Genomic DNA, 24817 nt, shown 5'->3' with positions numbered 1-24817 from the left:
GAGAAAATCCCAATGGCAGTCGAACTGAACAAGCCCGTCGCCGATTTCCAGGCCCCGGCCACCAGCGGCGTCGAATTCCGCCTGTCCGAACTCAAGGGCAAGCAGATCGTCCTGTACTTCTACCCCAAGGACAGCACCCCCGGCTGTACCACCGAAGGCCAGGGCTTCCGCGACAAGATCGAGGACTTCGCCAAGGCCAACACCCTGGTGTTCGGCGTCTCCCGCGATGGCATCAAGTCCCATGAGAACTTCAAGGCCAAGCAGTGCTTCCCCTTCGAGCTGATCAGCGACAAGGATGAGGCTGTCTGCCAGCTGTTCGACGTAATCAAGCTGAAGAAGCTCTACGGCAAGGAATACATGGGCGTAGACCGCAGCACCTTCCTGATCGACGCCAAGGGAGTGCTGCGCCAGGAGTGGCGCGGCGTGAAAGTGCCTGGGCACGTGGACGCCGTGCTCGCCGCCGCTCAAGAGCTGAACCCGTAATCCGCTGAGCCAGCTTCAATGAAAAAGGCCGCTGATCAGCGGCCTTTTTCGTTTACATCATCGGGCTGACTTGCGGTTCCAAAGGCGGCTGTCGCGGCCAGGCATCCAGCACGGCCTTCACCAGGGTCGCCAGCGGGATGGCAAAGAACACGCCCCAGAAGCCCCACAGCCCCCCGAACAGCAGCACCGCGCAGATGATTGCCACCGGGTGCAGGTTCACCGCTTCGGAGAACAGCAGCGGCACCAGCACGTTGCCATCCAGCGCCTGGATGATCGCGTGGGCGGCCATCAGGTAGATGAACTGGTCGCTCCAGCCCCACTGGAACAGCGCGATCATCGCCACTGGCACGGTGACCACCACCGCGCCGATGTAAGGCACCACCACCGACAGGCCGACCAGCAGCGCGAGCAGCGCCGCGTAGTTGAGCCCCAGCACCGCGAAAGCGATGTAGGTCGCCACGCCGGTTATGAATATCTCGATGACCTTGCCACGGATGTAGTTGGCGATCTGCTGGTTCATCTCGTTCCACACCTGCTTCATCAGCCCGCGCTCGCGCGGCAGGTAGCGACGGAACCAGTGGTAGAACCGGCGGCGATCCTTGAGGAAGAAGAACACCAGGATCGGCACCAGCACCAGGTAGATCATGATGTTGACCACCACCGGCAGCCCCGACAGGGAAAAGGTCAGTGCCCACTGGCCCAACTGTCCAAGCTCGCTGCGCGCCGCCTCGACGGTGTGCAGCACCTGCTCCTCGGTGACCATGTCCGGGTAGCGCTCGGGCAGCATCAGCAGGGTCGCCTGCCACTCGCCGAGCATGCCAGGCAGCTCGTTGAACAGAGTGAACAGCTGCTTCCACAGCAGCGGCACCAGCACCAGCAGGAACACCGCGAGCAGCCCGAGGAACAACGAATAGACCAGCCACACCGCGAACAGGTGTGGCACGCGCAGGCGCTCCAGCACGCCGACCATGCCCTGGATCAGGAAGGCAATGACCATCGCCGCCAGCACCGGCGCGAGCATCCCGCCGAAGGCCAGGATGACGGTGAATCCCAGTCCGAGAATGACCGCCAGCACTATCGCCTCCTCGTCGGAGAAATAGCGCTGCATCCAGTCCTGCAAAACCTTGAGCATCAACGAAACCTGCGAAACGAATGGGGTAACGTCGCGGTTACCCGCGATCGGGGGCTACTTCTTGCGCAGCCAGTAGCGATAGACGCCGGCTTCGACCTCTTCATGCAGCAGCGAGTGCCCGGCAAGATCGGCGAAAACGCGGAAGTCGCGCTGGGAGCCAGCATCGGTGGCGATCACCTTGAGCACCGCGCCGCTGGGAAGGCGATTCAGCTCGAGCTTGGCCTTGAGCAGCGGCAACGGACAATTGAGACCGCTGGCGTCCAGCTCCGCGTCACAGACGGGGACGGATGGCGTGGTATCGGACATCGAAACGAACTCCAGTCAGGGCGCCCAAGAATACCGAAAGCGTTGGAAAAGTAACCAGGCCCGGCCAGGACGTCGATCATTAATCAAGCCGTCAGCCTCGGGGGGTTAAAACGGAAGCGAAGCGGAAATACCCGTTTCGAATTGCGCCGCACTTCCGCCCTGCAAACTAGGCATAGGCGTTAGCCTGCGGCTAAAGTAGAGCCTTTCTCGGAACGAGCCTCGTGTACATGAAAGTACTCCGCCCTGCCCTGCTGTCGCTCGCTATCGCCTTCGCCATGCCGGCCCTGGCGGACGACCTGCCTTCCCTGGGGGACGCCAGCTCGTCCATCGTCTCCCCGGAGCAGGAATTCCAGCTCGGCCGCGCCTGGCTGAGCATGCTGCGCAATCAGGTCGACACGCTCAACGATCCGCAACTCAAGGACTATGTCGAGTCCAGCGTCTACCGCCTGGCCGAGTCCAGCGAACTGCAGGACCACCGCCTGGCGTTCATCCTGATCCGAGACAAACAGATCAACGCCTTCGCCGCCCCTGGCGGCGTGGTCGGCGTCAACGGCGGCCTGTTCATCTATGCCCAGACCGAAGGCGAGTACATCGCAGTACTGGCGCACGAACTCGGCCACCTGAGCCAGCGTCACTTCGCCCGCGGCATCGAGGCGCAGCAGCGCATGCAGATTCCGGTGATGGCCGCCATGCTGGCCGGCATCGTCGCCGCCGCCGCAGGCGCCGGTGACGCCGGTATCGCCGCCATCGCCGGCACCCAGGCCGCGGCCATCCAGAACCAGCTGCGCTTCTCCCGGCAGAACGAACAGGAAGCCGACCGGGTCGGGGTTGCCACCATGGTCCGCGCCGGCTACGACCCGCGCTCCATGCCCAACATGTTCGAGCGCCTGGCCCGCCAGTACCGCTACGAGGGCAAGCCGCCGGAATTCCTGCTGACTCACCCGGTCACCGAATCTCGTATCGCCGACACCCGCAACCGCGCCGAGCAATACCCCAAGGGCGGCAAGGAAGACTCGCTGCGCTATGAGCTGATGCGCGCCCGCGTCCAGCAGATGTTCGAGGACACCCCGGGCATGGCCAGCAAGCAGTTCCGCGCGCAGCTCGACGAAGACCCGAAGAACGACGCCGCTCGCTACGGCCTTGCCCTGTCGCAGACCAAGATCGGCCAGCTGAACGAGGCCCGCAGCAACCTCCAGCAACTGCTGGCCAAGGCGCCCAACGACATCAGCTACAACCTGGCCATGTCCGATCTCGACATCACCGCCAACAAGCTGCCCGACGCCCAGGCGCGGGTGCAGAAGATGCTCGGCCAGTACCCTGACAGCTACCCGCTGATCCAGGCCAACGCCGACCTGATGATGAAGACCAACCGCGCCGCCGACGCCGAGAAGACACTGTTCAAGCTGTCCCAGCGCCGCCCGCTGGACCCGGACGTGTGGAACCGCCTCGCCGATGCCTGCACCCTGAGCGGCAACGCCATTGGCGTGTACCAGGCCCGCGCGGAGTACTACGCGCTCACCGGCGACTACAAGCAGGCGATCGAGCAGCTGGACTTCGCCAAGCGTCGCGCCGGCGGCAACTTCACCCTGGCCGCACGCCTGGATGCCCGCCAGCAGGAGTTCCGCGACCAGGAGCGTGTCCTCAAGGAAATGATGGGCCGCTGAGCCCTTCTCCCACCCATGAAAAAGCCCGGCATTGGCCGGGCTTTTTCATTTACGCCAGCGCATCAGGCATTGCCCGCCAGCTTCAGCTTCGCCGCCTGGGTGAAGTCGAGCATGCGCTTGAGCGGCTTGATCGCCTTGGGAATCAACGCCGGGTCGACGAAGATTTCACCCGAGCTTTCCTTCAGGCACGCCAGGGTACGCTCCAGGGTGTTCATGGCCATCCAAGGGCAGTGCGCACAGCTGCGGCAAGCCGCGCCGTTGCCGGCAGTGGGCGCTTCGATGAACTCCTTGTCCGGGCACAGCTGCTGCATCTTGTAGAAAATGCCGCGGTCGGTGGCGACGATGAAGCGTTTGTTCGGCAGCGTTTGTGCGGCCTTGATCAGCTGGCTGGTGGAGCCCACGGCATCGGCCAGGTCCACCACCGCTTCCGGCGACTCCGGGTGCACCAGAATCGCGGCGTCCGGGTAGATCGCCTTGAGGTCCTCCAGTTGCTTGGCCTTGAACTCCTCGTGAACGATGCAGGCACCGTCCCAGAGCAGCATATCGGCGCCGGTCTCGCGCTGGATGTAGCGGCCCAGGTGCTGGTCCGGCGCCCAGAGGATCGGCTCGCCGTTATCCATCAGGTGCTCGACGATTTCCACCGCGCAACTGGACGTCACCACCCAGTCGGCGCGCGCCTTCACAGCCGCCGAGGTATTCGCGTAAACCACCACGGTGCGCTCGGGGTGCTGGTCGCAGAAAGCGGAGAACTCTTCCACCGGGCAACCCAGGTCCAGCGAGCAGGTCGCCTCCAGGGTCGGCATCAGCACGCGCTTTTCCGGGTTGAGGATCTTTGCGGTCTCGCCCATGAAGCGAACACCAGCCACCACCACGGTCTGCGCCGAATGCTGGTTGCCGAAGCGGGCCATTTCCAGCGAGTCGGAAACGCAGCCGCCGGTCTCTTCGGCCAGCGCCTGGATCACCGGGTCGCAGTAGTAGTGCGCAACGAGCACGGCGTTCTGCGCCTTCAGCTCGGCGGCGATGGCCGCACGGTAGTCAGCCTCTTCCTGCGCACTCAACACCCGCGGCTGCTTCGCCGACAGATGGGCCTGGACCAGCAGGCGTTCGGAAATCTGGGACATCGTGTGAAAACCTCAACAGGCACGGTCTGATTATGCCGGCGATTTTATCACCACCACCTTACGACGCGGTGCACCGTGGATGGCCATATGGCGGACTTTTTCCGGCACATGGCAAAAGCCCCGTGACCTTTCGATCACGGGGCTTTTGTCTTACATGTTGGTGGGTCGTGTGGGATTCGAACCTACGACCAATTGGTTAAAAGCCAACTGCTCTACCGACTGAGCTAACGACCCAACGTGGGGCGTATAATACTGATTTCTAACGCAAAAACAACACCCTTCGAAAACTTTTTTCAGAAATACCGCGTAGGGTCGGAAATTCCCGCGGCCAAAAAGCCCTCGGAACGCAGTCGGCAGCTGTCGCATTTACCGCACGCACGCCCCTCATCATCGGCCTGATAGCAGGAAACCGTCAGGCCGTAATCCACGCCCCGGGCGATGCCCGCCTCGATGATCTGCGCCTTGGAAAGGAACTGCAGTGGCGCCTGGATACGGAAGCCGTCACCCTCCACGCCGGCCTTGGTCGCCAGATTGGCCATGCGCTCGAAGGCTTCGACGAACTCCGGGCGGCAATCCGGGTAGCCGGAATAGTCCACGGCGTTCACGCCGATGAAGATATCCCGAGCGCCCAGCACCTCCGCCCAACCCAGAGCGAGGGACAGGAACACGGTGTTGCGCGCCGGCACGTAGGTCACCGGAATCCCTTCGCCCGGTGCCTCGGGCACGTCGATGCTGCTGTCAGTCAGCGCCGAGCCGCCAATGCCATTCAGGTTGAGGCCGATAACCTTGTGCTCGATCACTCCCTGCTGGCGCGCCACGCGCTCGGCTGCCTGCAGCTCGGCACGGTGACGCTGGCCGTAGTCGAAGCTCATGGTGTAGCAGTCGTACCCTTCGGCCCTGGCCATGGCGACCACGGTCGCGGAATCCAGGCCACCGGAGAGCAGGATTACGGCTTTCTTGTCGGTCATGGATGGATTGATGGACATGAGAAGGTCTCCTCCGCGCTCAATGGCCCGGCTCGTCGTTCCAGAGAATCTTGTGCAACTGCAGCTGCAGGCGCACCGGCAAGTTGTCGCTGACGATCCAGTCGGCCAGCGCACGCGCGTTCACTTCGCGGTGGCTGGGCGAGAACAGCACCTCGCCGGCCCGTTGCTCCAGGCGGTACTCGATCAGCTTGGACACCGCCCAGTCATAGTCCTCGCGGGAGCAGATAACGAACTTCACCTGATCGTTGGAAGTCAGCTCACCGATGTTCTCGTAGCGATTGCGCGCCCCTTCCCCGGAGCCCGGAGTCTTCAGGTCGAGGATGCGGCTGACACGGCGGTCGGTGGCGGCAATGTCCAGCGCACCACTGGTTTCCAGCGAAACCTCATAGCCGGCATCGCACAGGCGCTCGAGCAGCGGGATGCAATTGGGCTGGGCCAAGGGTTCGCCGCCGGTCACGCAGACGTAGCGCGGGCGGTACCGGGCAACCTGGTCAAGGATGGCGTCGAGGGACAGGATTTCGCCGCCACTGAAGGCATAGGCGGTATCGCAGTAATTGCAGCGCAGGGGACAGCCGGTCAGGCGAACGAACACAGTCGGCAAGCCGGCGGTGCGCGTCTCCCCCTGCAACGAGTAGAAAATCTCGGTAATGCGCAGGGTCTGTTGCATATCAGCCACGGGCGTGACGGCTACACAGACCATCCGCCTCCGTTGCGTTGGAGTCGTGGGCGCGCTCGCTGGGCGCCCGGCAATCCCGGACACAGCAGACATCAGCCGAGCTGAAACCACTGTTGCTTTCCGGGGGCGGGAATTCTAACGAAAAAACCCGCGACTAGCGCGGGTTTTCACAAGATGGAACGGGAGCTTACTTCAGATTCTTCAGATCACGCTGGGACAACTGGGCGGCGGAAGTACCCGGATATTGGGCCACGACCTGCTGAAGGATGCCACGGGCCTTGTCGGTATTGCCCAGGCGACGCTCGACATCGGCGAGCTTGTACAGCGAATCCGGCACCTTGGCGCTGCTCGGGTAAGCCTGGCTGACACGTGCGAAAGCCTGGCCTGCGCCCTGCAGGTCGCCCTTGGCGAGGTTCACTTCACCGAGCCAGTACTGTGCGTTGCCAGCGTACTGGCTGTTCGGGTACTTGCGCAGGAAGGCGCCGAAGGCCTGGCTGGCCTTGTCGAAGTCCTTCGCCTTGATCAGGTCGAAGGAGGCGTCGTAGTAAAGCTTTTCTTTTGCCGGGTCACCCGGCTCGCTGCTGGCAGCGGGCTGCTGTTGCTGGGCGGCAGCAACACCAGCTCCAGCGGCAGCTCCGGCACTGGCGCCGGCAGCGGAGGAATCCTGTTGAACAGCAGCACCGGCCGCTCCCGCACCTGCACCGCTGGAAAGGCGGCTGTCGATGTCCTGGAAGCGTTCCTGGTTTTCCTGCTTCATTTGCTGGATCTGGTTCTGCTGCTCTTCGAGCATACCGCGCAGACGGGACATCTCGTCCTGCATCTGCTGCAGCTGCATGAACAGCTGAGCCTGACCGGAGACGGGAGTAGTCATCCCGCCTCCGGCGTAGGCGCCATCGGCGCCTGCGGTGCCATAACCCGAGGGCGGTGTGCTGGCGTAGCCACCATTACCGTCCTGTACCGGAACCGCGGCTGCCGCCATGAGGGGCAGTCCGCATGCGATCAAGGTCAGAAAACGCAGGCGCATCGGCATCAGGTCTTACTTCTTCAGCTCAACGCGGCGGTTCTGGGCCCAGGACTGCTCGTCGTGGCCAGTGGCAACCGGACGCTCTTTGCCATAGGAAACCAGTTCCAGCTGAGCAGGGGAAACGCCCTGCAGTACCAGGTAGCGCTGAACGGCCTTGGCACGACGCTCGCCCAGAGCCATGTTGTACTCGCGGGTGCCGCGCTCGTCAGTGTGACCTTCCAGGACTACGCGCTGGCCGGAACCTTTCAGGTCCTTGGCGTGTACGTCCAGGGCACGCATGGCTTCCGGCTTCAGGTCGGAGCTGTCGTACTCGAAGTAGAAGGTAGTGATAGCGCGCAGAGCGGCTTCGTCGCTCAGGGAGCCGTCAACGGCACCGCTGTTTGCGCCGTAGCCAGCGTTCGGATCAACGCCGCCATTGGCGCCTTCGCCAGTAGCATCGCCTTTCTTGGACGAACAGCCGACGGCAACAGCCATGGCGAGGGCGATAACGGCAAATTTGCCGAATTTCAGCATTTCCATCATGTAACTCCTAATGAACCCCAGTGTATAAATTTGAAACAGTTGGCAACCGTCAGTTCAGGTAAGGGGACCAGGAAGGCTCGCGCACGTCGCCTTGAGCGGTGGGTAGCGGTAACCGAACACGTCCGTTGATGCTCACGAGCATCAACACGCCCCGGTCCTGCTGGCGGGTGGCATATATTAGCATCGTGCCATTTGGCGCAACAGTGGGCGAATCATCCAGGTTGGTGTTGGAAAGTACCCGGAGATTACCGCGCTGAAGGTCCTGCGCCGCGATCTGGAAGTTGGTGAAACCGTCCTGGCGGTGAACCATGACCAGGGTCTTCTCGTCCGCCGACAGTTTCGGGTTGGCGTTGTAGTTGCCGATGAAGGTCACGCGGTCGGTAGCGCCCGAGTTCACGTTCATCTTGTAGATCTGCGGCTTGCCGCCCCGGTCCGAGGTGAAGTACAGGGTCGAGCCGTCCGCGCCCCAGAAGGGTTCAGTGTCGATCGCCGAGTTGTTGGTCAGGCGACGCAGCTGGCGGCTGCCCAGGTCCATCACGTAGATTTCCGGGTTGCCGTCACGCGACAGCACGAAGGCCAGGCGATTGCCGTCCGGCGAGAAGGCCGGGGCGCCATTGAGGCCTTCGAAGTTGGAAATCTGCTCGCGGCGCCCGGTGTCGACGTACTGCATGAAGATGCGCGGACGCTTCTGCTCGAAGGACACGTAGGCGATGCGACGGCCATCGGGCGAGAAGCGCGGCGAGAGGATCGGCTCGCGCGACTGCAGCAGGGTCACCGGGCGGGCGCCGTCATAGTCGGAGCGCTGCAGGGTGTAGCGGGTGTTGTCCACCGAGAAGCGCTCTGCGGTCACGTAGAGCATTTTGGTGGAGAACGCCCCCTTGATGCCGGTGAGCTTCTCGAACGACTGGTCGGCGATATAGTGCGACATGTCGCGCAGCTGGTCGGTGGTGCCACCCACACTGCCAGTCAGCACTTGTTCCTGGGTCGCCACGTTGAGCAGGGCGTACTGGATCTGCAGGCGGCCGCCACTGGGGACGATGCTGCCGACCAGGACGTACTGCGCACCGAGGGCCTGCCAGTCGCGATAGATCACTTCGCTGGCCTGGGCCGGCTGGCTGATCATGTTCTGGCGCGGGATCGGCTCGAAGTAACCGGAGTTGCGCAGGTCGCTGCCGATGATGTTCGACATGTCTTCGGGCAGGACGTTGCCGCCCTGCCAGCCGAACGGAACCACGGCAATCGGGACGGCCGAGTCACGACCGCTGGAGATCACCAGCGGGTCGGCGGCCTGCGCTGCGCCGGCCACCAGGGCCAGGGCGAAGAGCGCGAAGCGAATCAGGGTACTCACAGATCTAAATCCTCCGGTTTGAAGACCATTCGGCGCTGACGATACAGGCTATCGAAAGTGGCACGATCCAGTTTTTGCAGTTCGGGAACACGGCCCACGTTTTTGACCGCTGCCACCGCCGAATCGTCGAACGGCTTGTCACCACTGGAGCGGGTTACGCTTACGCCGGTGATGGCTCCGCTCGGCAGCATCTGAATCAGCACTTCTACGCTCATTCCGTTACGAGCTGAAGGAGGACGACTCCACTGCTGGCTCACCAGGCTGACGATCAGATCGTCGAAGTTGCCCGCCACCTCGTCACCTTGCTCGTCGGCCAGGGCCTGTTGCCGTTGCGTGTCGTTGGACAGCAGGTCGGCCAGCGCCTGGGCCTTCTTGTCTTCCGTGGCCTTGCGGGCTGCGGCAGCGGCTGCAGCAGCCTTCTTCTTCGCAGCCTCGACCGCGGCAGCCTTCTTCTTGGCATCATCCGCGGCGGCTTTTTTCTTCGCGTCCTCGGCGGCCTTCTTCTTGGCCTCCTCGGCAGCTTTCTTCTTCGCCTCTTCAGCGGCCTCTTTCTTGGCCTCTTCCTCGGCTTTCTTCTTGGCGATATCCGCCTGCTGTTTCTGCTCGGCAGCCTTGGCCTCAGCCGCTTTCTTGGCGGCTGCGGCAGCATCGGCCACCTTCTTGGCGTCGTCTGCCTTCTTGGCTTCAGCGGCTTTCTCGGCGGCATCTGCAGCCTTTTGAGCTGCATCGGCCTTCTTTTGTTCCTCGGCTTTCGCAGCAGCCAATGCCTGCTGCTCAGCCTTCTTCTGCTCGAGCTGCTCCTGCTCGTACTGCTTGGCCGAAGTCTTCTTCGCCTCGCCGGCTATCTTCTGGTTGGTCTGCTGGGTCGCCTGGCTCTTGGACTTCAGCTGGTACAGCGTAGCCTGGACGATCGGCCGCGAAGGCGGCAGTTCAGGCGTACTGGCCCAGCTGACGAACAGCATGGCGAAGATCAGGACATGCAGGGCCACGGCCAGGACCGTTGGCCAGAAGTAGCCTTCCGATTGAGAGCGCTCGAGCTGGTGCATCAACTACCTGGTGCCTCGGTAATCAGACCGACGTTGCCGACTCCGGCTTTCTGCAGACCGCCCATGACGGCCATGACAGAGCCATAGTCGACTGCCTTGTCCCCACGGACGAAGACCTGGACTTTCTTACCCTGACTGCTGTTCTGCGCCATGATCGCGGTAGCCGCAGTCACCAGCTGGTCGAGGTCAACGGCAGTCTGGCTGGCCTTGCCCTGATCCGGGTCCACTTCGGAGCCCATGTTCCAGTAGTAGGTCTTGTCGGCCTTGATGGAGATGGTGAGCACGCGGGAATCGTTATCCTGCGGCAGCGCTTCGCTGGAAACCTTGGGCAGGTCGACCTTGACGCCCTGGTTGAGCATGGGCGCGGTCACCATGAAAATGACCAGCAGTACCAACATCACGTCGATGTAGGGCACCACGTTCATTTCCGCGACCGGCTTGCGCTTGTGACGAACTCTTGCCATGACGGCTTACCTCTTGGTCGTCGATCAATCGTCGCTGGTGTGCACTTTGCGGTGCAGGATCGCCTGGAACTCGTCGGCGAAGGTGTAGTAGCGACCGATGAGCATTTCCGAGCGGGCGGCGAAACGGTTGTAGGCGATGACCGCGGGGATGGCCGCGAACAGGCCGATGGCGGTGGCGATCAGTGCTTCGGCAATACCCGGCGCCACGGTGGCGAGGGTGGCCTGCTGCACGGTGGCCAGGCCACGGAAGGAGTTCATGATGCCCCACACGGTGCCGAACAGACCGATGTACGGGCTGGTGGAACCAACAGTGGCGAGGAACGGCAGGCTGGTTTCCAGCTTCTCTTCCTCACGGGAAATGGCGACGCGCATCGCGCGGGATACGCCTTCCATCACCGCATCCGGGTCAACGCCAGCCTGCTGGCGCAGACGGGAGAACTCCTTGAAGCCGGCACGGAAGATCTGCTCGACCCCCGAATCCGGATCGGGGTTGCTGCCCGCCTGACGATAGAGCTTGGACAGGTCAATGCCCGACCAGAAGCGCTCTTCGAAAGTTTCCAGGGCCTTCTTCGCCGAGCGCATCATGTTGCTGCGCTGGAAAATCATGATCCAGGAAGTGACCGATGCGGCCACCAGGGTCAGCATCACCAGCTGTACCACGACGCTGGCGTTACTGATCAAGCTCCACATGGAAGTATGGTCGACGACGTTCGGTTCCACGTTAATCTCCTGCTGAAAGGGTGTCCGGACTGCCGGCAAATGCCGCACGCAACACATCTGGGATAGCGCGGGGTTTCAGGTTGTCCGCCCGCACGCACGCCACCAGGAATCGCCCCTCGCAGAGCAAGGTCGAATCCGACGCCCGTCGAACCTGTTGACGAAACTTCAGGCTCGCACGGTTCAACTCCTCCACCTCGACGCTGACAAGCAGCTCGTCATCCAGGCGGGCCGGCGCGTGATAGCGCGCCTCAGCCGAATGAACGACGAAAAGCAGGTTCTCCCCCGCCAGCTGTGACTGGGCGAAGCCCAGATCACGCAGCCGCTCGGTACGAGCCCGCTCCATGAACTTGAGGTAGTTGACGTAGTAGACGATGCCGCCGGCATCGGTGTCCTCGTAATAGACCCGATACCGCTGCTGGAACGGCTGACCCCCGTGTTGCGCGCGCATACTCTAGAACCAAGTAAAGACTTTGCCAATCGGCAATCGTCTACAAATGCAATTAATTACCATCTTCAGGGACAAACAGATCCGATGTCGTCCCCTCCCCCATCCGCTTCGGCACATTCAGGCCGAAATGCAGGTACGCATGCCGGGTCACTACACGCCCCCGAGGTGTGCGCATGATATAGCCTTGCTGGATCAGATAGGGCTCCAGCACGTCTTCAATCGTGTGTCTTTCTTCGCTGATGGCCGCCGCGAGGTTGTCGATCCCCACCGGGCCACCGTCGAACTTGTCGATCATGGTCAGCAGCAGGCGGCGATCCTGGTGATCGAAGCCTCTTTCATCCACGTCCAGCAGGTTCAGCGCCTTGTCGGCGATATCGCTGCTGATGTGGCCGGTGCCGCGCACCTCGGCGAAATCCCGCACCCGCCGCAGCAGGCGGTTGGCGATCCGCGGCGTACCGCGCGCGCGCCGGGCAATCTCGTAGGCGCCCGCCGGCTCGATCTCCAGACCGAGGATGCCCGCCGAACGGGCGACGATGCTGGACAGGTCGTCCACACCGTAGAACTCCAGACGCTGCACGATACCGAAGCGGTCACGCAGCGGGTTGGTTAGCATGCCGGCGCGAGTGGTCGCCCCCACCAGAGTGAAGGGCGGCAGATCGAGCTTGATCGAACGCGCAGCCGGGCCCTCGCCGATCATGATGTCCAGCTGGAAGTCTTCCATGGCCGGATACAGCACTTCCTCGACGATGGGCGAGAGGCGGTGAATCTCGTCCACGAACAGCACGTCGTTGGGTTCGAGGTTGGTCAGCAGCGCCGCCAGATCACCAGGGCGCTCCAGCACCGGGCCGGAGGTGCTCTTGATCGAAACCCCCATCTCCTGGGCGATGATATTCGCCAGGGTGGTCTTGCCCAGGCCGGGCGGGCCGAAGATCAGCGTGTGATCGAGGGCCTCCTGGCGCCCACGGGCCGCCTGGATGAACAACTCCATCTGTTCACGCACCACCGGCTGACCGACGTAGTCGGCCAGCTTCAGCGGGCGGATGGCACGGTCGAGCTGCTCTTCGCGGTCACGACCGGTTACAGAGGAGATCAGGCGATCGGCTTCGATCATCGATGGCTACCTAGACCATGCCCTTGAGGGCACGACGGATGAGTTCTTCGCTGGACAAGCCTTCCTCCTGCACGGCGGCCACGGCGCGGCTCGCCTCCTGGGGTTTGAAGCCCAGGGCGATCAGCGCACTGACCGCATCGGACTCGGCGCTTGAGACTGCGGCAACCAGTCGGGGTTCCACCACCAGTGGCGCGATGGAAGGAATATTTTCCCACGCCTTGAAGCGATCTTTCAGCTCCACCAGCAGTCGCTCGGCAGTCTTCTTGCCCACGCCCGGAATCTTCACCAGGGTGGAAGTATCCTGCGCCTGCACGCAACGCACCAGCTCATCGACTTCCAGCCCCGACATCAGCGCCAGCGCCAGCTTCGGGCCCACGCCATTGAGGCGGATCAGCTCGCGAAACAGCTCGCGCTCGCGCTTCTCGGCAAAGCCGTAGAGCAGGTGGGCATCCTCGCGCACCACGAGGTGGGTGTGCAGGGTCACCGGCTCGCCCAGGCTCGGCAAGCGATACAGGGTGGTCATCGGCACTTCGAGCTCGTAGCCCACGCCATTCACATCGACGATCAGGTGCGGCGGTTGTTTTTCCGCCAGGGTGCCACGCAGGCGTCCAATCACGGGTGTTTGTCCTTGCTCAATGTTTTTCCGGATATCACAGGCGCAAGCGTCCGCCACGCCGGCGGGCGCCTACCAGGCCGTGCGGCACCAGGCTCTGCCGGGTGTGCGCGTGGCACAGGGCGATGGCCAGGGCGTCGGAGGCGTCGATCTGCGGCTTCTGCACAAGCTTGAGCAAGTGCATGACCATCATCTGGACCTGCTGCTTGTCCGCACCACCGGTGCCGGCAATCGCCTGCTTGACCTGGCTCGCCGTGTACTCGGCGATCTGCAAGCCCTCTTCCGCCGCAGCGACTATCGCCGCGCCGCGCGCCTGCCCCAGCTTCAACGCCGAGTCGGCGTTGCGCGCCATGAACACCTGCTCGATGCCCATCATGGTCGGCTGATAGGTCTGGATGACCTCGCGCACGCCACGGAAGACGATCTGCAGGCGCTCGAACAGTTCGCCGTTGCCGGTACGGATGCAGCCCGATGCCACGTACTCGCAGCCACGACCGGTGTCGCGCACCACGCCGAAGCCGGTTATTCGTGAACCTGGGTCGATACCGAGAATCAGGGTCATGTCCGTCCGATCAAACCTTTTCCGTAACCTGTACTTCAGATAACAAAAACCGGAAGCGGGAGGCGCCGCTGACGACCACTCCCGCTTCCGGCTTCAGACCAGCGCCGGTGGAGGGATCAGCCCAGCTGGGCCATCACCTCGTCCGGGATATCCGCATTGGAGTAGACGTTCTGCACGTCGTCCAGGTCCTCGAGCATGTCGATCAGCTTGAGGACCTTCTGTGCGGTGTCCAGGTCCAGGGTCGCGGTGGTCGACGGGATCATGGTGATCTCGGCGTCGTCGCCCTTGAAACCGGCTTCGGTCAGCGCTTCATTGACCGAGATGAAGTCGGCGAAGGTGGTGAAAACATCGATGGAACCGTCATCGTTGACCACCACGTCGTCGGCGCCGGCTTCCAGCGCGGCATCCATCAGGGCTTCCTCGTTCACGCCCGGCGCATAGCTGATCTGGCCCTTGCGCTCGAACATGTAGGCCACCGAACCATCGGTACCCAGGTTACCGCCGCACTTGCTGAAGGCATGACGCACTTCGGCCGCGGTGCGGTTGCGGTTGTCGGTCATCGCTTCGACGATGATCGCCACGCCGCTGGGTGCATAACCTTCGTAGGTCAGCTCGGCCATGTTGTCCGCTTCGCTGGAGCCCACGCCGCGCTGGATGGCGCGATCAATGGTGTCGCGGGTCATGTTGGCAGTCAGCGCCTTGTCCACGGCCAGGCGCAGACGCGGGTTGTCCGCCGGAATCCCCCCGCCCTGCTTGGCAGCGACGGTCAGCTCACGGATGAGCTTGGTGAAGATCTTGCCCTTCTTGGCGTCCTGACGTTCCTTGCGGTGCTTGATGTTGGCCCATTTGGAATGACCAGCCATAACTCACTCCGTATCGCTTGTTTGCTTCGCACGCGGCGCCCGGCTTGCGGGCGCCACGGCAATCTGGATCGACTTACTCGGCGGCTTTCTGCTGCTCGCGCAAACGGATATTCAGCTCGCGCAGGGCCTTGGCATCCACAGTGCCCGGAGCCTGGGTCATGACGTCGCCGGCGCTCTGGGTTTTCGGGAAGGCGATGACTTCGCGGATAGAGGCCGCGCCGGTCATCAGCATCACCAGACGGTCCAGACCGAAGGCCAGGCCACCGTGCGGCGGTGCGCCGTACTTCAGGGCGTCCAGCAGGAAGCCGAACTTCTCTTCCTGCTCCGCATCGTCGATGCCCAGCACGCGGAATACCGCCTGCTGCATGGACTTGTCGTGGATACGGATGGAACCGCCGCCCAGCTCGGTGCCGTTGAGCACCATGTCGTAGGCACGGGACAGCTTGCCGGCCGGGTTGGCCTCGAGCTCTTCCGGGGTGCACTTGGGCGCGGTGAACGGGTGATGCAGGGAAGTCAGGCTGCCGTCGTCGTTCTCTTCGAACATCGGGAAGTCCACGACCCACATCGGAGCCCACTCCTTGGTGAGCAGGTTGAGGTCATGGCCGACCTTGATGCGCAGCGCGCCCAGGGCGTCGCAGACGATCTTGGCCTTGTCGGCGCCGAAGAACACGATGTCGCCATCGACCGCGCCAACGCGATCGAGGATCTCGTTCAGGTTCGGCTCGGCGATGTTCTTCACGATCGGCGACTGCAGGCCTTCCACGCCCTTGGCGCGTTCGTTGACCTTGATGTAGGCCAGGCCCTTGGCGCCGTAGATGCCGACGAACTTGGTGTAGTCGTCGATCTGCTTGCGCGGCATGCTCGCACCGCCCGGAACGCGCAGGGCGGCAACGCGGCCCTTCGGATCGTTGGCCGGGCCGGAGAAGACCTTGAACTCGACGTCCTTCAGCTGATCGGCCACGTCGACCAGTTCCAGCGGAATCCGCAGGTCGGGCTTGTCCGAACCGTAGCGGCGCATGGCCTCTTCGAACGGCATGTGCGGGAATTCATCGAACTCGACGTTCAGCACTTCCTTGAACAGTTGGCGAACCATCTTCTCGGTGATCTCGATGATGTCGCTTTCTTCGAGGAAGCTGGTTTCGATGTCGATCTGGGTGAATTCCGGCTGACGGTCGGCACGCAGGTCTTCATCGCGGAAGCACTTGGCGATCTGGTAGTAGCGGTCGAAGCCGGCCACCATCAGCAGCTGCTTGAACAGTTGGGGCGACTGCGGCAGGGCGAAGAAGTGCCCCGGGTAGGTGCGGCTCGGCACCAGGTAGTCACGCGCGCCTTCAGGAGTCGGGCGACCGAGGATCGGGGTTTCCACGTCGAGGAAGCCGTTGTCGTCCAGGTAGCGGCGGATGCTGCTGGTGATGCGCGCACGCAGCTTCAGCTTGGCGGCCATCTCCGGGCGACGCAGGTCGATGAAGCGGTAGCGCAGGCGGGTTTCCTCGCCCACGTCGGAGTACTCGTCCAGCGGGAACGGCGGGGTTTCGGCCTGGTTCAGCACTTCCAGTTCGTGACCCAGCACTTCGATGGCGCCGGAAGCCATGTTCGAGTTGCGCGCGCCTTCAGGGCGCAGGCGCACCTTGCCGGTGATCTTCACGACGTACTCGCTGCGCACACGGTCGGCCTTGGCGAAGGTCTCGAGGCGATCCGGGTCGAATACCACCTGGGCCAGACCTTCACGATCACGCACGTCGAGGAAGATCACCCCGCCGTGGTCGCGGCGACGGTGAACCCAACCGCAAAGAGTGACTACCTGGCCGTCCAGGCTCTCGTTCAACTGGCCGCAATAGTGGCTGCGCATCATGGTGTGTTTCGCTTCTCGAAAGTCTTGAATTCTAGGGAACCGCTCATTCGCTGGCGGAGCAGCCGCCACCACCGCAACCGGTGGCCGGAGAGGCCGCTGAGGCATCGCCGGAGGCGAGGTTCTTCTTCGCTCCGGTCTTGAAGTCAGTCTCGTACCAACCGCTGCCGCCCAGGCGGAAACCCGGAGCCGACAACATCTTCTTCAATTCGGGAGCCTTGCAGGCCGGACAATCGACCAACGGCGCATCGCTGATCTTCTGCAGCGATTCCAGCTGATGCGCGCAGGACTGGCACTGGTACTCGTAAATCGGCATGGGGCACCTTGACTGATCACACTGCCACGGGCCCGCGTCCCGCGGCAAAGACGCGGATTATAGCCTGAAAAATCCGCAGGTTGCAGCCAGGCTCCGGCGACGTAAAAGCCAGCCAGGCGCACAGCCCTTTAATAGAAAAGCTCAATCGATTGCCTTGATATAGACCAAGAGCTTCGCCCCCACCCCGGTGTTAGCCTCGAATCCAATGCTTTTGAATCACCCCTGCCAACGATGAGGAGATCACCATGGAAATCAACATCGGAATCGCCGAACAGGATCGCGCCGCCATCGCCGAAGGCCTGTCCCGACTGCTGGCCGACACCTACACGCTGTACCTGAAAACCCACAACTTCCACTGGAACGTCACCGGACCGATGTTCAACACCCTGCACCTGATGTTCGAGGGGCAGTACACGGAACTGGCCCTGGCCGTGGACAGCATCGCCGAACGCATCCGCGCCCTGGGCTTCCCGGCGCCGGGCACTTACGCCGCTTACGCGCGCCTGTCCTCGATCAAGGAAGAGGAAGGCGTGCCGGACGCCCAGGAGATGATCCGCCTGCTGGTACAAGGCCAGGAAGCGGTGGTGCGCACCGCACGCAGCATCTTCCCGCTGGCCGACAAGGCGGCGGACGAGCCGACCGCCGACCTGCTGACCCAGCGCATGCAGGTACACGAGAAGACCGCCTGGATGCTGCGCAGCCTGCTCGCCGAGTGAACTCTCCTTATATAAGGAGGCCCGCCACTCCCGACGGGCTTCTCTCACTCTACGAATGGCCTAAGCGGTTGATTTGAGAAGGCAAGTGGTTTGCTGTTAAATAACCGCCGTGCGTTTCGCGCATAGGCCGCCCAGCACGCTTTCATTTTCCTTTCCGGCGTCGCACCTGGGGACGGCTGCTTCTTTTTTCGTTACCCGCTCAAGGTGAATCCGTAGCCATGCTCAAGATCGTCCATCTCGTGACGGGCGTCGCCGCACTCGTGCTGTCCCTTATCCCGAGTCTGCGCAGTGATGCCCTGCCCTATCTGCAACAGAGCGATGCCATCTATCTGGCCCTGCTCGGCCTGACCAGCCTCCTGCTCGCGCCGGGCAGCCACCTGAAACAGCCTTCAGCCCTGCAAGGCTTGGCCACCGCCCTGGTGGTCCTGGCCGTGGTGCTGCAGGTGCTTATCCTGCTCGCGCCGCTGCCTTTCATCGGCGAACAGCCAGCCATCGTGCTGCCACTGCTGAGCCTGGCCGGCGCAGTCGTGCTGCAATGGGCCGCCAACCTGAACCCGACACGTCCCCACGCCCCCATCGAAACCTTCCTCGGCGAGAACCGCGAAACCGGCACCGTGAAATGGTTCAACACCTCCAAGGGCTTCGGCTTCATTTCCCGCGACTCGGGCGAGGACATCTTCGTCCACTTCCGCGCCATTCGCGGCGAGGGCCACCGCATCCTGATCGAAGGGCAGCGCGTGGAGTTCTCGGTAGTCCAGCGCGACAAGGGCCTGCAGGCGGAAGACGTGATCGCCGCCCTGCCCAACCGCCGCTGATTCACAGCTCCATGAAAAAGCCCGCCAATCGGCGGGCTTCTTCATTTCTGCACCTATTAACAGCGCGGCTCAATAGTGCGGCGGCGGAGCGTCATCTTCCGCGACGCCAACCTGGCCCTGCAGGTCTTCCAGGCGCTTGAGCAGCGCCTGCATCTGCAGGCGGGTGCGCTCGATCACCCGCTCCTGCTCGTAGACCACGTCGCTCAAGGTCTGCAATGCGTCATCCTGGAAGGCCAGCCGGCTCTCCAGGTCCATCACTCGAGTCTCCAGATCCATCATTCACTCCTGACTGAAGCGAAAGCCATCGCCCAGCGCCATGCGCAGTTTCTCGCGCACCCGCGCCAGTTCTTCTTCTTTATAGGGAACCGCCGGGTGCTTGCCCCAGACTGGTCCCGGCCAGGCGACATCATCCTGCTTGCGCACAATCACATGCACATGCAGTTGGCTGACGACGTTGCCAAGATTGGCCACGTTCATCTTGTCCGCGTCGAAAGTATCCTTGAGCACTTCCGCCAGTTGAGTCGCCTCGCGCCACAACTGCTGCTGATCGGCAGAATCCAGCTGGAAGATCTCACTGACGTCTTCGCGACGCGGAACCAGGATGAACCACGGGTACTGCGAGTCATTCATCAACAGCAGGCTGCTCAGCGGGAAATCACCCAGCGCAACGGTGTCCTGCTGGAGACGGGAATCCAGGGCGAACATAAGACCTCTCCTGTTCGACGAGCCTTGTTTAAGCCTAGCTCCACGGGGGAGCCGAAGGGCGCGAAGAATACTAGAGAGCCCTTCCGGCGAACATGCCCGACCGACGCATCGTCCCGGAGCACGCCCTTTGCAGCGCCGCACCAGGATCGCGCATGACGCGGATTGGCATATCCCGACAACAGGCGCGTGCAGGAATCTGCACGGCAATCACGGCAATCCGCAGCGAAAAATCGTTTAAACAGCTACAACTACGGGATGCCAGAAAACGACATGCGTGCTCGCGGATGTTGCAAATCCCCAACGGAAGCCGTGAAATGCGTCAACGCGTCGCAAGACGAACACTGTGAAGGCAGCACCGGGCATTTGTGCACGGTTGTTGCTAGAGGCAAGGACAACGCACCGACGGCCACCCCAACTCGAGAAGTGGACGCGGAGGCGAGGGAACTTAAGACGTGGTCAATGGAATAGAGAACCACAAGGACTGAAGCATCAATGAAGCAATCAGGGGGCAATCTCTTTTTGCAACATGAGAACTGCTTGAATGCGACATGCGTCATGCAGCTTTGCGACAGTCCCGTAAAGATTTTGTGTGTTCATTTGGGCAACTATCGCCAACTGAACACGCGTGCTATAAGTTAGCGCCGACAAAAAAAGAAAGAGCCGTCACCGCGGCATTAGTGATGGCGAATAATTTCAAAACCAAAGGAGCAATCACAATGAAAGTGATGAAGTGGAGCGCCATCGCCCTGGCCGTTTCTGCAGGCAGCACACAACTGGCAATGGCCGAGCCCTTCGTAGGCAATCAGGCTGACGCTAAAGGCTTTGTCGAAGACAGCAGCCTGAACTTCCTGGTTCGCAACTACTACTTCAATCGCAACAAGAAAGACGGCGCCACCGATGCCCGTGACTGGACCCAAGGTTTCTGGGCCAATTACAACTCCGGCTTCACCCAAGGCACCGTTGGTTTCGGTGTTGACGCCTTCGGCTACCTGGGTCTGAAACTCGATGGTGGCAGCGGCTACGGCGGCACTGGCAACCTGCCGGTTCACGATGACGGCGACAAGGCTGACGACTTCGGCAAGGCCGGCGCAGCTGTCAAGATCCGCATCTCCAAGACCGAACTGAAATTCGGCGACATGCAGCCCACCGCTCCGGTGTTCGCTGTAGGCGGCACCCGCCTGCTGCCGCAAACCGCCAGCGGCTTCAGCCTGATGAGCAGCGAAATCGACGGCCTGGATCTGGAAGGCGGTCACTTCTACTCCGGTACTGGCCAGGACACCACCAACCGTGACGGTGAGATCTGGTCCCAGTACGGTGGCGTTACCGCCAACAGCGCTGACTTCCTGGGTGGCAAATACGCCATCAATGACCAACTCTCGGCTTCTCTGTACGGCGCCAAGGTCGAAGACCTGTGGAACCAGTACTACGTCAACCTGAACTACACCCTGCCGATCGCTGACAATCAGTCCCTCGGCCTGGACTTCAACTACTACCGCACTACCGATGCTGGCTCCGCCAAGCTGGGTGACATCAGCAACAACACCTTCTCGCTGGCCGCTGCTTACACCATCAGCGCGCACACCCTGACCCTGGCCTTCCAGAAGGTGAACGGCAACACTCCGTTCGACTACATCGGCATCGGCGACAACAACGCCGGCGGCGACTCGATCTTCCTCGCCAACTCCGTTCAGTACTCCGACTTCAACGGCCCGGGTGAAAAATCCCTGCAAGGCCGTTACGACCTGAACATGGCCGAGTACGGTGTTCCGGGCCTGACCTTCATGGGCCGCTACATCTACGGTAAGGACATCGACGGCGACAAGATCGATCCGACCAGCCCCTACGCCAACTACGGCTATGGTCCGGACGGCAAACATCGCGAGACCAACCTGGAAGCCAAATACGTTATCCAGAGCGGCCCGGCAAAAGACCTGTCCTTCCGCGCTCGTCAGGCTTGGCACCGCGCCAACGCCGACCAGGCTGAAGGCAACGTTGATGAATTCCGCCTGATCATCGACTACCCGCTGTCCGTTCTGTAATCCAGAACGAACTGCAGGTAACTAAAAAGCCCGGCTTCTGCCGGGCTTTTTTATTGCAACTTACCTACAACTTTGAACGTATCTGTTACATCGGCAATACATAAGTGCCGGTGACATGGGCGACCAACTCCTGCGGATTGCTGACCGAGTAGACAGCTACTTCGCAAACCACCTGCCGCCGCCCCAGTTTCAATATCTTCGCCTCGGCCAACAGGTCTTCCGGCTTCGGCTTGCTGAGAAAGTTGATATTCAGGTTGGAAGTAACGGCCATCTCGACGTTATCCAGCTGCGCCAGGATCACCGCGTACATCGCCGCGTCCGCCAGCGCCATGATGGTCGGCCCGGACACCGTTCCGCCCGGCCTCACCAGCTTTCCATGAAAGGGGATCCGCGCGAAGGCACTGCGCCCCTCCAGGGCATCGATGCGGAAATCCATCTCGTCCGCCATGGGCAATCCCGCACGGATGAACGCCTGTACCTGGGCTGCATTCAATCGACTCACGCCACTCCTCCGTCTCCGCCCGCCGCGCCCTGTACGCAGCCAGACCTGCACCGTACAATGCCCAGCCTATATTCCCCTTCGCAACCGACAAAACGGCCAAAGATGCGTACCAGTCAGTACCTGCTGTCCACCCTGAAAGAAACCCCTTCCGATGCGGTCGTCATCAGCCATCAGCTGATGCTGCGCGCCGGCATGATCCGCAAGCTGGCGTCCGGTCTCTACACCTGGCTGCCAATGGGTCTGCGGGTACTGCGCAAGGTGGAGACCATCGTTCGCGAAGAGATGAATGCCGCCGGCGCCCTGGAAGTGCTGATGCCCGCCATCCAGCCCGCCGAGCTGTGGCAGGAATCCGGCCGCTGGCAGCAGTACGGCCCCGAGCTGCTGCGCCTGAAGGATCGCCATGACCGCGACTTCTGCGTCGGCCCGACCCACGAGGAGGTGATCACCGACCTCGCGCGCAACGAGCTGAACAGCTACAAGCAGCTGCCGATCAACATGTACCAGATCCAGACCAAGTTCCGTGACGAGATCCGTCCGCGCTTCGGCCTGATGCGCGGCCGCGAGTTCATCATGAAGGACGCCTACTCCTTCCACGCCAGCCAGGACTCGCTGCAGGCGACCTACGACGTCATGTACGGCGCGTACAGCAAGATCTTCACCCGCCTGGGCCTGGATTTCCGCGCCGTGCAGGCCGACAACGGCTCCATCGGCGGCAGCGGCTCCCATGAATTCCACGTACTGGCCGGCTCCGGCGAGGACGACATCGTCTTCGGCGAATCCACCGACTACGCCGCCAACATCGAGAAGGCCGAGGCCCTGCCACGCGAAACCGCTCGTGGCGCCGCCAGCGAAGAGCTGCGCCTGGTCGACACCCCCGAGACCAAGACCATCGCCGCCCTGGTGGAGAAGTTCGGCCTGCCGATCGAGAAGACCATCAAGACCCTGGTGGTGCACGCCGCCGAGGAAGGCAAGCTGATCGCCCTGATCGTCCGTGGCGACCACGAGCTCAACGAAATCAAGGCCGGCAACCACCCGCTGGTGGCCAGCCCCCTGCAGATGGCCAGCGAAGCGGACATCAAGGCCGCCATCGGCGCCGCTCCCGGCTCACTCGGCCCGCTGAACCTGCCGCTGCCCTGCATCATCGACCGTTCCGTCGCCCTGATGAGCGACTTCGCCGCCGGCGCCAACGTCGACGACAAGCACTACTTCGGCGTGAACTGGGAACGCGACCTGCCGGTACCGGAAGTCGCCGACCTGCGTAACGTCGTCGAGGGTGACCCGAGCCCGGACGGCAAGGGCACGCTGATCATCCGTCGCGGCATCGAAGTCGGTCACATCTTCCAGCTCGGCACCAAGTACAGCGAAGCCATGAAGCTCTCCGTACTGGGCGAGAGCGGCAAGCCGGTCACCCTGATCATGGGCTGCTACGGCATCGGCGTATCCCGCGTGGTCGCCGCCGCCATCGAGCAGAACTATGACGACCGCGGCATCCTCTGGCCGGCCGCCCTGGCGCCCTTCCAGATCGCCATCGTGCCGATGAAGTACGAGAACGAAGCCGTGCGCGCCGCCACCGACAAGCTCTACGCAGACCTCACCGCCGCTGGCTTCGAAGTGCTGCTGGACGACCGCGACAAGAAGACCAGCCCCGGCGTGAAGTTCGCCGACATGGAGCTGATCGGTATCCCGCACCGCATCGTCGTCAGCGAGCGCGGCCTGGACGAAGGCGCCCTGGAATACAAGGGCCGCCGTGACACCGAGTCGCAGCCTGTCGCCTTGTCCGACCTGCAAGCCTTCATCACGGCCAAGATCCGCAACTGAGCAGAGCGATGTCCACCGGAAGTACCACAAGCCTCGCGGCTGCCGCCCTGTGCGGCAGCCTCCTGCTGAGCGGCTGCGCCAACCAGTTGTCGCAACGCAGCGAGCATGAAGAGCGAGTCGAGCGGAAACTGCTCGACCACAGCCTGCAGATCGACGTGGGCACGCCGGGCACCCTGGAACTGCCGCAGCGCCGCATTCGCGTGCAGGAACAGAAGACCTTTGAAGTCACCGAGTTCGAGGTCACCCGTCGCTACGACCGCTACACGCCGTACCAAGGCTGGCGCAAGGTGTACGAAATGCCGCTCGGCATCGTCGCCTTCGTCGGCGGCATCGGCGCCAACGTGGTCAACGTGTTCGCTCTCGGCAACCTGCCCGAAAGCGTCACCCGCGGCTGGATTCGCTATGGCATAGACGGCATGAACCCATTCATGAACGTCGAATCCAACGGCCGCGCCGAGCAGAACCTGGCATCGATCGACGAGAAGCAGCGCGACAAGCGCACCGAATACTCCAGCCTGCCCTGGTCGGAGCGCCCGGTGACCGTCACGGCTGGGAAGAACTCCCAGGAGCTGCTCACCGACCGCCATGGCGTGCTGCGCCTGAACCTGCTGGAAGGCCCTTTCAGCGACGACGAAGTCAGCCGCATCGGCCGCCTGCAGTTCAGCGTCCAGGACCCTTCGGACGATACCCGCGCCGATGCCAGCCTGCTGGTCAGCCGCTCCCTGCGCGGCAAGCTGCAGGAAGCCCACGCACTGATCTACGACGACCTGGAAGGTGACGACGTGCACCACTGGGTACACCGGGTGAAGCGCCTCTCCGACCTCGGCCTGGAAGAGGAGGCGAGCGAACTGGAACAGAGCCTGATCGAGCTGACCCGCAACGATCCGGAGCTGCAGAAGGAATTCCTCCACAGCCTGATGACCGACGCCGGTCGCCTGGCGGCGGACCCCGGCGTCAGCAACTGACGG

28 protein-coding genes and 1 tRNA gene are annotated in these 24817 nt (G+C 62.4%); 7 read left to right on the top strand and 22 right to left on the bottom strand.

Features of this window, described 5'->3' with window-relative positions:
* Window positions 1-12 precede the first annotated feature (12 nt).
* The gene (locus IB256_RS02930; protein WP_192291360.1) at window positions 13-483 is read left to right on the top strand and encodes a peroxiredoxin; all 471 of its coding nucleotides are present in this window, start codon (window positions 13-15) and stop codon (window positions 481-483) included.
* A gap of 52 nt (window positions 484-535) precedes the next feature.
* Here the strand turns inward: IB256_RS02930 and IB256_RS02925 are convergent, their stop codons facing one another.
* A complete protein-coding gene (locus tag IB256_RS02925) occupies window positions 536-1615 on the bottom strand; it encodes an AI-2E family transporter (protein ID WP_192401212.1) in 1080 nt (359 codons plus the stop codon).
* Between the two features lie 54 nt (window positions 1616-1669).
* Window positions 1670-1921, bottom strand: coding sequence for a sulfurtransferase TusA family protein (locus tag IB256_RS02920; protein ID WP_192291364.1), 252 nt, complete (start codon window positions 1919-1921; stop codon window positions 1670-1672).
* A gap of 227 nt (window positions 1922-2148) precedes the next feature.
* Between IB256_RS02920 and IB256_RS02915 the strand changes: the two genes are divergently transcribed.
* Window positions 2149-3585, top strand: coding sequence for a M48 family metalloprotease (locus IB256_RS02915; RefSeq protein WP_192291366.1), 1437 nt, complete (start codon window positions 2149-2151; stop codon window positions 3583-3585).
* A 62-nt stretch (window positions 3586-3647) separates the two neighbouring features.
* Here the strand turns inward: IB256_RS02915 and nadA are convergent, their stop codons facing one another.
* The 17 genes from nadA to IB256_RS02830 form a co-directional block, all read right to left on the bottom strand.
* Window positions 3648-4706, bottom strand: a complete 1059-nt coding sequence (gene nadA / locus IB256_RS02910; protein WP_192401210.1) for a quinolinate synthase NadA — start codon at window positions 4704-4706, stop codon at window positions 3648-3650.
* A gap of 158 nt (window positions 4707-4864) precedes the next feature.
* A tRNA-Lys gene (locus IB256_RS02905) sits at window positions 4865-4940 on the bottom strand.
* Between the two features lie 59 nt (window positions 4941-4999).
* A complete protein-coding gene (queC, locus tag IB256_RS02900) occupies window positions 5000-5674 on the bottom strand; it encodes a 7-cyano-7-deazaguanine synthase QueC (protein ID WP_192401618.1) in 675 nt (224 codons plus the stop codon).
* Between the two features lie 37 nt (window positions 5675-5711).
* On the bottom strand, window positions 5712-6359 hold the full coding sequence (gene queE / locus IB256_RS02895; protein WP_192291370.1) for a 7-carboxy-7-deazaguanine synthase QueE: 648 nt from the start codon (window positions 6357-6359) through the stop codon (window positions 5712-5714).
* 196 nt (window positions 6360-6555) lie between these two features.
* On the bottom strand, window positions 6556-7398 hold the full coding sequence (ybgF, locus tag IB256_RS02890; protein WP_192291372.1) for a tol-pal system protein YbgF: 843 nt from the start codon (window positions 7396-7398) through the stop codon (window positions 6556-6558).
* 6 nt (window positions 7399-7404) lie between these two features.
* Window positions 7405-7911, bottom strand: a complete 507-nt coding sequence (gene pal / locus IB256_RS02885; RefSeq protein WP_017522099.1) for a peptidoglycan-associated lipoprotein Pal — start codon at window positions 7909-7911, stop codon at window positions 7405-7407.
* A 52-nt stretch (window positions 7912-7963) separates the two neighbouring features.
* Window positions 7964-9262, bottom strand: coding sequence for a Tol-Pal system beta propeller repeat protein TolB (gene tolB, locus IB256_RS02880; protein WP_192291374.1), 1299 nt, complete (start codon window positions 9260-9262; stop codon window positions 7964-7966).
* Window positions 9259-10311 (bottom strand): cell envelope integrity protein TolA, encoded by a 1053-nt coding sequence (gene tolA, locus IB256_RS02875; protein WP_192291376.1) that lies wholly within the window; start codon window positions 10309-10311, stop codon window positions 9259-9261. The genes tolB and tolA overlap by 4 nt, the downstream gene beginning before the upstream one ends.
* Window positions 10308-10772 carry a protein TolR gene (tolR, locus tag IB256_RS02870; protein WP_081520162.1) on the bottom strand — a complete coding sequence of 155 codons (465 nt, stop codon included), beginning with the start codon at window positions 10770-10772 and terminating at the stop codon, window positions 10308-10310. Before tolR ends, tolA begins: the two co-directional genes overlap by 4 nt.
* A 24-nt stretch (window positions 10773-10796) precedes the next feature.
* Entirely contained in the window at window positions 10797-11492 is a 696-nt protein-coding gene (tolQ, locus tag IB256_RS02865; RefSeq protein WP_045210353.1) for a protein TolQ, read from the bottom strand.
* Between the two features lies 1 nt (window position 11493).
* Window positions 11494-11940, bottom strand: coding sequence for a tol-pal system-associated acyl-CoA thioesterase (ybgC, locus tag IB256_RS02860; protein WP_081520161.1), 447 nt, complete (start codon window positions 11938-11940; stop codon window positions 11494-11496).
* Between the two features lie 52 nt (window positions 11941-11992).
* Window positions 11993-13051: a Holliday junction branch migration DNA helicase RuvB gene (ruvB, locus tag IB256_RS02855; RefSeq protein WP_138215289.1), complete on the bottom strand. Its 1059-nt coding sequence runs from the start codon at window positions 13049-13051 to the stop codon at window positions 11993-11995.
* A 10-nt stretch (window positions 13052-13061) separates the two neighbouring features.
* Complete coding sequence (ruvA, locus tag IB256_RS02850) at window positions 13062-13667, bottom strand: Holliday junction branch migration protein RuvA (protein WP_081520159.1); 606 nt, start codon at window positions 13665-13667, stop codon at window positions 13062-13064.
* Window positions 13668-13701: 34 nt separating this feature from the next.
* A complete protein-coding gene (gene ruvC, locus IB256_RS02845) occupies window positions 13702-14226 on the bottom strand; it encodes a crossover junction endodeoxyribonuclease RuvC (RefSeq protein WP_081520158.1) in 525 nt (174 codons plus the stop codon).
* A 116-nt stretch (window positions 14227-14342) separates the two neighbouring features.
* A complete protein-coding gene (locus IB256_RS02840; RefSeq protein WP_192291378.1) occupies window positions 14343-15089 on the bottom strand; it encodes a YebC/PmpR family DNA-binding transcriptional regulator in 747 nt (248 codons plus the stop codon).
* A 73-nt stretch (window positions 15090-15162) separates the two neighbouring features.
* The gene (gene aspS / locus IB256_RS02835; protein ID WP_192401208.1) at window positions 15163-16941 is read right to left on the bottom strand and encodes an aspartate--tRNA ligase; all 1779 of its coding nucleotides are present in this window, start codon (window positions 16939-16941) and stop codon (window positions 15163-15165) included.
* Between the two features lie 43 nt (window positions 16942-16984).
* The gene (locus IB256_RS02830) at window positions 16985-17254 is read right to left on the bottom strand and encodes an FmdB family zinc ribbon protein (protein ID WP_192291379.1); all 270 of its coding nucleotides are present in this window, start codon (window positions 17252-17254) and stop codon (window positions 16985-16987) included.
* A gap of 245 nt (window positions 17255-17499) precedes the next feature.
* Between IB256_RS02830 and IB256_RS02825 the strand changes: the two genes are divergently transcribed.
* Together IB256_RS02825 and IB256_RS30855 are read left to right on the top strand one after the other, a co-directional pair.
* On the top strand, window positions 17500-17970 hold the full coding sequence (locus tag IB256_RS02825; RefSeq protein WP_192401206.1) for a Dps family protein: 471 nt from the start codon (window positions 17500-17502) through the stop codon (window positions 17968-17970).
* 218 nt (window positions 17971-18188) lie between these two features.
* The gene (locus IB256_RS30855) at window positions 18189-18785 is read left to right on the top strand and encodes a cold-shock protein (protein ID WP_192291381.1); all 597 of its coding nucleotides are present in this window, start codon (window positions 18189-18191) and stop codon (window positions 18783-18785) included.
* 69 nt (window positions 18786-18854) lie between these two features.
* Here IB256_RS30855 and IB256_RS02815 read toward each other — a convergent pair whose 3' ends face one another.
* Both IB256_RS02815 and IB256_RS02810 read right to left on the bottom strand, forming a co-directional pair.
* Complete coding sequence (locus tag IB256_RS02815) at window positions 18855-19061, bottom strand: SlyX family protein (RefSeq protein ID WP_045210356.1); 207 nt, start codon at window positions 19059-19061, stop codon at window positions 18855-18857.
* 3 nt (window positions 19062-19064) lie between these two features.
* On the bottom strand, window positions 19065-19490 hold the full coding sequence (locus IB256_RS02810) for an HIT family protein (RefSeq protein WP_138215296.1): 426 nt from the start codon (window positions 19488-19490) through the stop codon (window positions 19065-19067).
* 716 nt (window positions 19491-20206) lie between these two features.
* Between IB256_RS02810 and IB256_RS02805 the strand changes: the two genes are divergently transcribed.
* Window positions 20207-21529 carry an OprD family porin gene (locus IB256_RS02805; protein WP_192401204.1) on the top strand — a complete coding sequence of 441 codons (1323 nt, stop codon included), beginning with the start codon at window positions 20207-20209 and terminating at the stop codon, window positions 21527-21529.
* Between the two features lie 85 nt (window positions 21530-21614).
* Here the strand turns inward: IB256_RS02805 and IB256_RS02800 are convergent, their stop codons facing one another.
* Window positions 21615-22022: a PaaI family thioesterase gene (locus tag IB256_RS02800; protein ID WP_139791665.1), complete on the bottom strand. Its 408-nt coding sequence runs from the start codon at window positions 22020-22022 to the stop codon at window positions 21615-21617.
* 111 nt (window positions 22023-22133) lie between these two features.
* Between IB256_RS02800 and IB256_RS02795 the strand changes: the two genes are divergently transcribed.
* Window positions 22134-23849, top strand: a complete 1716-nt coding sequence (locus IB256_RS02795; RefSeq protein WP_192401202.1) for a proline--tRNA ligase — start codon at window positions 22134-22136, stop codon at window positions 23847-23849.
* Window positions 23850-23857: 8 nt separating this feature from the next.
* Window positions 23858-24814 carry a hypothetical protein gene (locus tag IB256_RS02790; protein WP_138215299.1) on the top strand — a complete coding sequence of 319 codons (957 nt, stop codon included), beginning with the start codon at window positions 23858-23860 and terminating at the stop codon, window positions 24812-24814.
* Window positions 24815-24817: the final 3 nt, after the last annotated feature.

Origin of the sequence: Pseudomonas sp. PDM17 (genome assembly GCF_014851985.1) — a bacterium.
In the GTDB taxonomy this organism is placed as follows: Bacteria; Pseudomonadota; Gammaproteobacteria; order Pseudomonadales; family Pseudomonadaceae; genus Pseudomonas.
The sequence above is the reverse complement of the archived record's forward strand: the minus strand, read 5'-3'. Positions and strand labels throughout refer to the sequence as shown.